The 9,004-nt window shown below is 71.8% G+C and carries 8 protein-coding genes; 3 read left to right on the top strand and 5 right to left on the bottom strand.

What is annotated here, in order from left to right; genetic code table 11:
• Window positions 1-102 precede the first annotated feature (102 nt).
• Window positions 103-1,221, bottom strand: coding sequence for a phosphoserine transaminase (gene serC, locus ACFRCG_RS45450; RefSeq protein WP_380042543.1), 1,119 nt, complete (start codon window positions 1,219-1,221; stop codon window positions 103-105).
• Window positions 1,222-1,395: 174 nt separating this feature from the next.
• Between serC and ACFRCG_RS45445 the strand changes: the two genes are divergently transcribed.
• Together ACFRCG_RS45445 and ACFRCG_RS45440 are read left to right on the top strand one after the other, a co-directional pair.
• Window positions 1,396-4,248 carry an FAD-binding and (Fe-S)-binding domain-containing protein gene (locus tag ACFRCG_RS45445; protein ID WP_380042542.1) on the top strand — a complete coding sequence of 951 codons (2,853 nt, stop codon included), beginning with the start codon at window positions 1,396-1,398 and terminating at the stop codon, window positions 4,246-4,248.
• Window positions 4,249-4,395: 147 nt separating this feature from the next.
• The gene (locus ACFRCG_RS45440; protein WP_380042546.1) at window positions 4,396-4,812 is read left to right on the top strand and encodes a hypothetical protein; all 417 of its coding nucleotides are present in this window, start codon (window positions 4,396-4,398) and stop codon (window positions 4,810-4,812) included.
• 226 nt (window positions 4,813-5,038) lie between these two features.
• Here the strand turns inward: ACFRCG_RS45440 and ACFRCG_RS45435 are convergent, their stop codons facing one another.
• From ACFRCG_RS45435 to ACFRCG_RS45420, 4 genes are all read right to left on the bottom strand, one after another.
• Complete coding sequence (locus ACFRCG_RS45435; RefSeq protein WP_380042541.1) at window positions 5,039-5,233, bottom strand: hypothetical protein; 195 nt, start codon at window positions 5,231-5,233, stop codon at window positions 5,039-5,041.
• Window positions 5,234-5,265: 32 nt separating this feature from the next.
• A complete protein-coding gene (locus ACFRCG_RS45430; protein WP_380042540.1) occupies window positions 5,266-5,670 on the bottom strand; it encodes a hypothetical protein in 405 nt (134 codons plus the stop codon).
• A gap of 24 nt (window positions 5,671-5,694) precedes the next feature.
• Window positions 5,695-6,024: a divalent-cation tolerance protein CutA gene (gene cutA, locus ACFRCG_RS45425; protein ID WP_380042539.1), complete on the bottom strand. Its 330-nt coding sequence runs from the start codon at window positions 6,022-6,024 to the stop codon at window positions 5,695-5,697.
• A 110-nt stretch (window positions 6,025-6,134) separates the two neighbouring features.
• A complete protein-coding gene (locus tag ACFRCG_RS45420) occupies window positions 6,135-7,082 on the bottom strand; it encodes a threonine/serine dehydratase (protein WP_379999407.1) in 948 nt (315 codons plus the stop codon).
• Window positions 7,083-7,302: 220 nt separating this feature from the next.
• On the opposite strand from ACFRCG_RS45420, the gene ACFRCG_RS45415 reads away from it, so the two are divergent.
• Window positions 7,303-8,859, top strand: a complete 1,557-nt coding sequence (locus ACFRCG_RS45415; protein ID WP_380042538.1) for an APC family permease — start codon at window positions 7,303-7,305, stop codon at window positions 8,857-8,859.
• The last annotated feature ends 145 nt before the right edge of the window (window positions 8,860-9,004 follow it).

Here is a 9,004-nt window from a genome sequence, read left to right as displayed (position 1 = left end):
GCCCCGGACCTCCCGACGGGGGTCCGAGGCGGCGGCCGTTCACGCGTTGTCTGCGTGGATCAAAGCTGCTCGATCCGGCTCAGAGCCGCTGCCCGGTGCGGGTCAGAGCTGCTCGATCACGAAGTCGACGCACGCGGTCAGCGCCTCGACGTCGGCCGGCTCGACCGCCGGGAACATCGCCACGCGCAGCTGGTTGCGGCCCAGCTTGCGGTAGGGCTCGGTGTCCACGATGCCGTTGGCGCGCAGCACCTTGGCCACCGCGGCGGCGTCGACCGCGTCGGTGAAGTCGATCGTGCCGACGACCTGCGAGCGGGCCGCGGGGTCGGCCACGAACGGGCTCGCGTACGCGGACTTCTCGGCCCACGCGTACAGCCGCCCCGACGAGTCGGCGGTGCGCGCGACGGCCCAGTCCAGACCGCCCTGCCCGTTGATCCAGTCGAGCTGGTCGGCGAGCAGGAACAGGGTGCTCAGCGCCGGCGTGTTGTAGGTCTGGTCCTTGACCGAGTTGTCGATCGCGGTGGCCAGGTCGAAGAACGGCGGGATATAGCGGTCGGAGCCGGCGATCCGGCCGGCCCGCTCCAGCGCGGCCGGCGAGAACGCGGCCAGCCACAGACCGCCGTCGGCGGCGAAGTTCTTCTGCGGCGCGAAGTAGTACACGTCGGTCTCGGCCGCGTCCACCGGCAGTCCGCCCGCGGCCGACGTCGCGTCGACCAGGACCAGCGAACCCGCGTCGGCGCCCGCCGGCCGGGCGATCGGCATGGCGACACCGGTCGAGGTCTCGTTGTGGGTCAGGGCGTAGACGTCGACGCCCGCCTCGGCCCGGGGCAGCGGGTGGGTGCCCGGCTCGGACTTGATCACGGTGGGCTCGTCCAGCCACGGCGCGGCCTTGACCGACCCGGCGAACTTCGAGGAGAACTCGCCGAACGACAGGTGCTGCGACTTGCGGTCGACGAGGCCGAACGCGGCGATGTCCCAGAAGGCGGTGGCACCGCCGTTGCCCAGGATCACCTCGTAGCCCTCGGGGAGGGAGAACAGGCTGCCGACACCTTCGCGGACCCGGCGGACCAGGTTCTTCACCGGCGCCTGCCGGTGGGAGGTGCCCAGGAGGGAGGTACCGGTCGCCGCGAGGGCGGCGAGCGCCTCCGGACGTACCTTGGACGGGCCCGAACCGAACCGGCCGTCGGCGGGCATGAGCGCTGCGGGAATCTGGATCTCGGCCACGCCAAGAGCGTAGTCGTGTCCGTTTCGTGAGTGATCTGTATTCCGCACAATGAGACGAATGTGGCCGACATTCGGCCGGCGGCGGTCTCGACGGATGGACGGTGCGCGGCGTGGCGCGCCGTTTCGGCGGGCGCGCGCGCCCTGTCCGGGGCCGGTTCGGGTGAGGATGGCGGGGTGACGACACAGCTCGGGGATCTCGAAGAGGCGTTGCGGGCGCGGGTGCGCGGGGAAGTCCGGTTCGATCCGCAGGCCCGGGCGCTGTACTCGATGGACGCCTCCAACCACCGCCACGTGCCGCCGGGCGTGGTCGCCCCGCTGGACGCGGACGACGTGGCCGCCGCGCTGGCGGTGTGCCACGAACTCGGGGCGCCGGTGACGGTACGCGGCGGCGGCACCAGCATCGCCGGCCAGGCCACGGGCAACGGTGTGGTGCTCGACCTCGCGCGGCACCTGAACCGGATCCACGCGGTCGACCCGACGACCCGGATCGCGCACGTCGAGCCCGGCGTGGTGCTGGACGACCTGCGCCGGGCGGCGGGCCGCCACGGGCTGACCTTCGGCCCGGACCCCTCCACACACAGCCGCTGCACCCTCGGTGGCATGATCGGCAACGACGCGTGCGGGTCGCACTCGGTCGCGTGGGGCCGGACGAGCGCCAACGTCGAGTGGCTGGACATCGCGACGGCGGACGGCACCCGGATGCGGGTCGGGCGGGGCGAGCCGGTGCCGACCACGGGGCGGGCGGCGCAGATCCACGCCGCGCTCGGGGCACTGGCCGACGCCAACCTGGCGCTGATCCGGCGGGGCTTCTCGGCTCTGCCGCGCCGGGTCTCCGGCTACCCGCTGGATCGGCTGCTGCCGGAGCACGGGCGCGATCTGGCCCGGGCGCTGGTCGGTACGGAGGGGACCTGTGCGGTCGTGCTCGGGGCGGGCGTGCGTCTGGTCGAGGCGCCGAAGGCGCGTGTGTTGGCCGTGCTCGGGTATGCCGACGACTTCGCGGCGGCCGACGCCGCGCCGACGCTGCTGCGGTACGGGCCGCTGACCGTGGAGAGCCTGAGCGCGGGTCTGGTCGCTCTGGCGTCCTCCGCGCGCGGGGTGGCACTGCCGCCGGGCGCGGCTTGGTTGTTCGTCGAGGTGGGCGGGGACACGGTCGCCGAGGCGGCCGGGAAGGCGCGCGAGTTGGCCGGCGGCGGGCCGTCGCTCGTGGTCACCGATCCGGCCGGGCAGCGGGCGCTGTGGCGGATCCGGGAGGAGGCGTCGGGCACCGCGACCCGGATGGCGGACGGCTCCGAGGCGTGGCCGGGCTGGGAGGACACGGCGGTGCCGCCGGAGCGTTTGGGCGCCTACCTGCGGGAGTTGGCCGAGTTGATGCGGCGGCATGGGCTGCGCGGGTTGCCGTACGGGCACTTCGGCGAGGGCTGTGTACACATCCGGATCGACTTCGACCTGCTCACCACGCGCGGGGTCGCCGCGTATCGGGCCTTCGCCGGCGACCTGGCCGATCTGGTGGTCGCGCACGGCGGTTCGTTGTCCGGGGAGCATGGGGACGGGCAGGCCCGGGCCGAGTTCCTGCCCCGGATGTACGGGACGGAGATCGTCGAACTGTTCGGCCGGTTCAAGGCGATCTGGGATCCGGCCGGGCTGTTGAATCCGGGCGTCCTGGTTCGTCCACACCCTGTGGACGGTGATCTGCGGTTCACCGGGATGCGTACTCCGGTGTCGGTGGAGTTCGGCTATCCGGCCGACGGCGGCGACTTCGCGGCGGCGGTGCGACGCTGCGTGGGCGTGGGCAAGTGCCGTGAGTCGGCGGGGAACGCGTCGGGCGGGGTGATGTGTCCGTCGTTCCGGGTCACCGGCGAGGAGGCGCATTCGACGCGCGGCCGGGCCCGGTTGTTGCACGAGATGTTGATCGGCGAGGTGATCACCGACGGCTGGCGGTCCACCGAGGTGCGCGACGCGCTCGACCTGTGCCTGTCCTGCAAGGGCTGCCGCAGCGACTGTCCGGTGGATGTGGACATGGCCACGTACAAGGCCGAGTTCCTGCACCACCACTACCGGGGCCGGGTGCGGCCGGCGGCACACTACGCGCTGGGCAACCTGCCGCTGTGGGCGCGGGCGGTGGGGACGGTGCCGGGGCTCGCGGGCGCGGTGAACGCGGTGACGGGGGTGCCGGCGGTGCGGCGGGTGGCGTTGGGGGCGGCCGGGTTGGATCGGAGTCGGGAGATTCCGCCGTTCGCCGCCGTGCCGTTCACCCGGTGGTGGCGCGATCGGCCTCGGGTGGTGGGGAGTTCGCGGCCTCGGGTGGTGTTGTGGCCGGACACGTTCACCAACCGCTTCCGGCCTTCGGTGGGGCGCGCGGCGGTCGAGGTGCTGGAGGCGGCCGGGCTGGAGGTGGTGGTGCCGCCGGGGTCGGTGTGCTGCGGGCTGACGTGGGTGTCGACCGGGCAACTGGGCGTGGCGAGGCGGGTGATGGCCCGCACGATGCGCACCCTGCGGCCGGCTCTGGACGCCGGGCTGCCGATCGTCGGCCTGGAACCGTCCTGCGCGGCGGCGCTGCGAACGGATGTGCCGGAACTGCTCGGCGCGGAGGCCGCCGCGGGATTGGCCGAGTCGGTGCGGACCTTCGCCGAGGCGCTGGAGGAGTACGCCCCGAACTGGTCGCCGCCGGCGGTGAACCGCGAGGTGACGGGCCAACTCCACTGCCACCAGCACGCCGTACTCGGCGACGCCGCCGACCGCCGCCTCCGCGCCCGGGCCGGCCTGACCGGCGACCTGGCGGGCGGCTGCTGCGGCCTGGCGGGCAACTTCGGCTACGAGGCGGCCCACGGCGACCTGTCGAGGGCGGTGGCAGCCGACCGCCTGGTGCCGGCGCTGTCGGCGGCCACCCCGGAGGCCCTCACGCTGGCCGACGGCTTCAGCTGCCACACCCAGATCACCCACGTAAGCGACCGCCGCCCACAACACCTGGCGGAGGTCTTGGCCGAAGCCCTGCGCCCGAGCGCCGGAGCGCACGGGGCCGAGGGGTGAGGCCATGCGGTTGGGCGGCAAGGCGCGGTCGAGCGGCGGGGCGCGAGAGACCCAGGCGTGATGGGGTATTACGGCGGGAGCGGCGGCGGCCGGGTGCACCGTTCGGCCCCGTCCGTGTCGAAGGGTTGGGGTGGGGTCTTGGAACAGGTGGTCTTGGCGTCGATCAGGTATTTCGCCGTGTGTCAGGACTGCGCGGCGCAAGCGGAGTGGTGGGGCGTCCAGGCATTGGTGGACGATTCGCTCCGCTGGGATGTCGAATGCCGGTGCACGACGTGCGGGTTCGCGGTGGCGATATGCGATGGCGATCTGCCCGCCCATCTGCGGAATCGGCTGCTCTCCGAGCACGGAAAGGCAACGTTGCGGGTGACCCCGACCGCGCAGCGGGCCAAGCTCATGCAGGTGCTGCGCGCCGAACTGAACCTCGACCTCACGGACGTCCGAGCCGCCCTGGACCGGGTATTGACCGGTACCCATTCGGGAACCCTCCCCGAGGTCGAGCACCTTGCCAGCCGACTCCGAGCGTCGGGCATCGACGCCACCGCCCTGCCTCCCACAGTCGCCTGACCCTGACGCTCGGCACACACGTCGCTCGGATTCCGCCGGATGAGCGGCGGGACGGGTCTGTGCCACGCCGGGCTCCGGGAGCCGACGCGCGCCGTGACCGGTGGCGGCCGGGCTGCCGTGGGCCGAGGCGGCTGCCGGTGCATTGGCAGGCGAACCAATGCGTGAGAGCCAGCCAAGGCGTGCACCCGACGAGTACCGGTCCCGAGCGGCCGGAGACGAGACAAGATCACGCATCACCGCGCTTCTCCGCCTGACGAAGCCGCCACCACTCCTCGTGATCCCACTCCCGCGCGGCCCGCACATGCCAGGCTCGCCGGACGGCCCGAGCACGCCGCTCGGCGGGTGTGACGTCCTCGCCGGCGCGATCCGGCACGGATCGCGTGGACGCGTCACCGTTCGGGTGGTTCGTCGTGTCATCCATCCGATCACCCTCCCCGACGGCACCGGCGATCGTCAGCGATTCCCGGTCATCGTGAACGGCCGTGCCAATCCCCGCGGTTCGAGGTCGAACCGGCACCACACGGCCTTGCCGCCCGTTCCGAGCGGACCCCACGACACCAGATCCGAGACCGCCTCCACCATCCGCAACCCCCGCAACGACCCGCCGATCCGCTCCGCCGAGCCGCCGTCGCCCACCTCGACCTGGCCCTGATCCTGCTCACCCACGACCGCCTCGACGAGGCCTGCGCCACCGCCCGCCGCGCGATCCGCTCCGGCCGAGTCGCCCCCTCCAGCCACTGGCGAGCCTTCGAAGTCGTCAAGGCCGCAGAGGCCCGAGGCATCCCGGAAGCCGCCGAACTCCGAGCCGAATACGAGCAGTTCAGGCGACTTGACTGAGGCGACGTCCGAAGTGCCCAATATCGAGCGGTTGTCGGCCAGGCCCTAGACCCGATCGGAGGCGACGGTACGGCCGATCCACTCCAGGTATGGTGCCGACCCGGAGACCAACGGCACGGCCGAGACTTCCGGATTCGTCCACGGATGGCGTTCCAGGATGTGAGCTTCGAGTTCGGTATAGCGGGCTGCCGTGGTCTTGAAGGACGTCTGCCACTCCTCGCCCTCGCCGAGTCGCCCCTCGTGCCGGAAGACGGACGACACCGGGCCGGTCACGTGGGCGCTCGCGGCGAGCCTCGCAGCGACAGCCGAGCGAGCCAGTCGCATCGCCGCTTCGTGCGATTCCGCCGCCGTCGACACGACCAGGTAGTCAACCATGTGCAGATGCTACTGAGGGGGAATCCGAATGCGGGCGGAACATTCCCTCTGAGCGGCTGCTCGTCGCCTCCGGCGGTGAGTGACCCGGCCCGCTCCGCCCGGCAGGCCGCTCAGACCAGATCGCCCGGGTCGGTGTTGGCGCCGCACAGTATTACGGCGACCTTTTCGCCCTGGGCCGGGGTGTACGCGCCTGTGGACAAGGCGGCCAATGCCGTGGCGGCGGCGTGTTCCACGACGATGCGGAAGTTGTCCCACAGGGCCTGGCGGGATTCGATGATGGCCTTGTCGGAGACCAGGACCGAGAAGGCGCCGGTGCGGCGGGCGGTGGCCAGGGCGGTGGTGGAGACACGCCGGGCGCCCAGGGAGTCCGCGGCCACCGAGTCGACCGGGACGTCGACCACCTCGCCCGCCTCCAGGGCCGCGTTCAGGGCGCGGCAGTTCTCCGGCTCGACCGCCACCGTGCGGATCCCGTGTTCCTCGGCGGCGGTGGCCACGCCCGCGAACAGGCCGCCGCCGCCCACCGCGACGACGATCGTGTCCAGCTTGCCCGGCACCCCCGCGACCAGTTCCGGGACCAGCGTGCCGGCGCCCGCCGCGATCAGCGGATTGTCGTACGCGTGCGACAACAGCGCGCCCGTCTCCTCGGCGAACCGCGCGGACGCCTCCAGGGCGTCCGCGTACTCCCGGCCCACGAGCAGCACGTCGGCCCCGTACGAGCGCAGCCGCTCCACCTTGATCCGCGGCGCCGTCTCCGGCAGGAACACCGTCGCGCGCACCCCCGCGCTGCGCGCCGCCCACGCGCAGGCCAGCCCCGCGTTGCCGCCGGAGGCGATCACCACGCCGGCCTCGGGCATGGTGCCCGCCTCGATGTGCGCGGTGGTGAAGTTCGCCGCGCCGCGCGCCTTGAACGACCCGGTGTGCTGGATGTACTCCAGCGCCAGCCACACGTGCGGCGAGGGGTGGATGGGCATCAGGGTGACCGGCTGGGTCAGCCCCACGATGCGCTCGGCGGCGTTCCTGATGTCGCCATAGGTCAGTTCCGGCGTGGCGGTATCCATGACGACCGACCCTATGGCTTGCCGGCCCGCCCGGTCCCGGCACCCGGCGGGGTCGATCCGGTGGCAATGCGGGAAGGCTCCCGCACGGCGTGTCACCGCACCGACAGCGCAAGGGGCGAATCGGTCCGATCCTTGACAGGCTGTCAATTGTGACGGTGTCACCCCGGGGTCGAAGCTGACACGCCATCAGTTCTTTCCCCACGCACGGTAGGGAGGTGGAATGTCCGGCCACTTTGACGCGGGACGAACCCCCGAGGTCGAATCCCCGGCACCACCGCAGGTCCAACGCCTGAAGGCCAATTCGGTCGGGCTCGTCGGCGTCGTGTTCATGGCGATCGCCACCGCCGCGCCGATCACCGCGATGACCGGAAACCTGCCGATCGCGATCGGCTTCGGCAACGGCATCGGCGCCCCCGCGGGCTACCTGTTCGCGACCCTGGTGCTCAGCGTGTTCTCCATCGGCTATGTCGCGATGGCCAAGCACATCACCTCGGCGGGCGCCTTCTACGGCTACATCTCACACGGCCTGGGCCGGGTCGTGGGCATGGCCTCCGGACTGCTCGCGGTGCTGGCGTACGTGGTCTTCGAGGCCTCCATCGTCGGCATCTTCGCCTACTTCGCGGACACCACGGTCAACGCCCAGTTCGGCGTCGACCTCAACTGGTCGATCTACGCCCTGGGCATGCTCGCGGTCACCGCGGTGTTGTCCTGGTTCGACATCCACCTCACCTCGCGCCTGCTCGGCGTGCTGCTGGTCGCCGAGGTCGCGGTGCTCGCCGCGATGGCCATCGCGGTGCTGGTCCAGGGCGGCGGGCCCGACGGGCTGTCCGCCGAACCGATCAACCCGGCCAACGCGTTCAAGGGCGCGGCGGGGCTCGGTCTGTTCTTCGCGTTCTGGTCGTGGGTCGGCTTCGAGTCCACCGCCATGTACGGCGAGGAGTCGCGCAACCCGAAGAAGGTCATCCCGCGCGCCACGCTGATCTCGGTGATCGGCGTCGGCCTGTTCTACGTGTTCGTCTCCTGGATGGCGATCGACGGCAGCGGCCTGGAGAAGTCGAAGGAGATCGCGAGCGGGTCCGCCCCGCTGGACGTCTTCTTCGGCCCGACCGGGGACTTCATCGGCGGCTGGGCGGTGGACTGGTTCCAGTGGCTGCTGATCACCGGCTCGTTCGCCTGCGGCATGGCCTTCCACCAGTGCGCGGCGCGCTACCTGTACGCGATCGGCCGCGAGGGCTTCATCTCCCGCAGACTCGGCAACACCCACCCGGTGCACGGCTCGCCGTACTTCGCCTCGTTCGTGCAGAGCGTCATCGCCACCGGCATCGTGCTGCTGTTCCTGATCACCGATCAGGACCCGTACATACACCTCTACACACTGCTCGCGATCCTCGGCACGATGGCCATCCTGATCGTGCAGACGTTGTGCTCGTTCGCGGTGATCGGCTACTTCCACGTCGGGAGGAACCACCCCGAGACGGCGCACTGGTTCCGCACGTTCCTGGCCCCGCTGGTCGGCGGCGTCGCGATGATCGCGGTGGTGGTGCTGCTCCTGCAGAACATGGAGACCGCCGCAGGCGCCGCCTCCGACTCGCTGCTGTTCACGCTCACCCCGTACATCGTCGGCGGCGTCTTCGTCGGCGGCATCGCGCTGGCGCTGTACATGCGGGCCCGCAGCCCGGAGCGCTACGAACTGATGGGCCGGATCATCCTGGAGGAGGCCGGCGAACGGGTCGACGACGAACAACCCGACGGCGCCCCGGTGTCGGTACGCTCCTGACCCGCGCGTCGGGTCGTTCGCGGGGCGCGCGCGTGGGGCCCGCCCCCCCCGGCCCGGGCCACCCGCAGGGGGGGGGCGGGCCCCCGGGGGGGATGGGGGGGCGGCCCGGGGGGGGCAGGGGGTGGGGAAGGCCTAACAGGAGTTG

This window comes from Embleya sp. NPDC056575, assembly GCF_042793325.1.
In the GTDB taxonomy this organism is placed as follows: Bacteria; Actinomycetota; Actinomycetes; order Streptomycetales; family Streptomycetaceae; genus Embleya.
Note: the sequence above shows the minus strand (reverse complement) of the source record. Positions and strands in the feature narration are given on the sequence as shown.

What these genes read in the sequence shown, in the direction of transcription:
- ACFRCG_RS45420 (WP_379999407.1), bottom strand. Translation starts at nt 7,082, where the DNA reads ATGGATACCGCCACGCCGGAACTGACCTATGGCGACATCAGGAACGCC.
- ACFRCG_RS45415 (WP_380042538.1), top strand. Translation starts at nt 7,303, where the DNA reads ATGTCCGGCCACTTTGACGCGGGACGAACCCCCGAGGTCGAATCCCCG.
- cutA (WP_380042539.1), bottom strand. Translation starts at nt 6,024, where the DNA reads ATGGTTGACTACCTGGTCGTGTCGACGGCGGCGGAATCGCACGAAGCG.
- ACFRCG_RS45435 (WP_380042541.1), bottom strand. Translation starts at nt 5,233, where the DNA reads ATGGATGACACGACGAACCACCCGAACGGTGACGCGTCCACGCGATCC.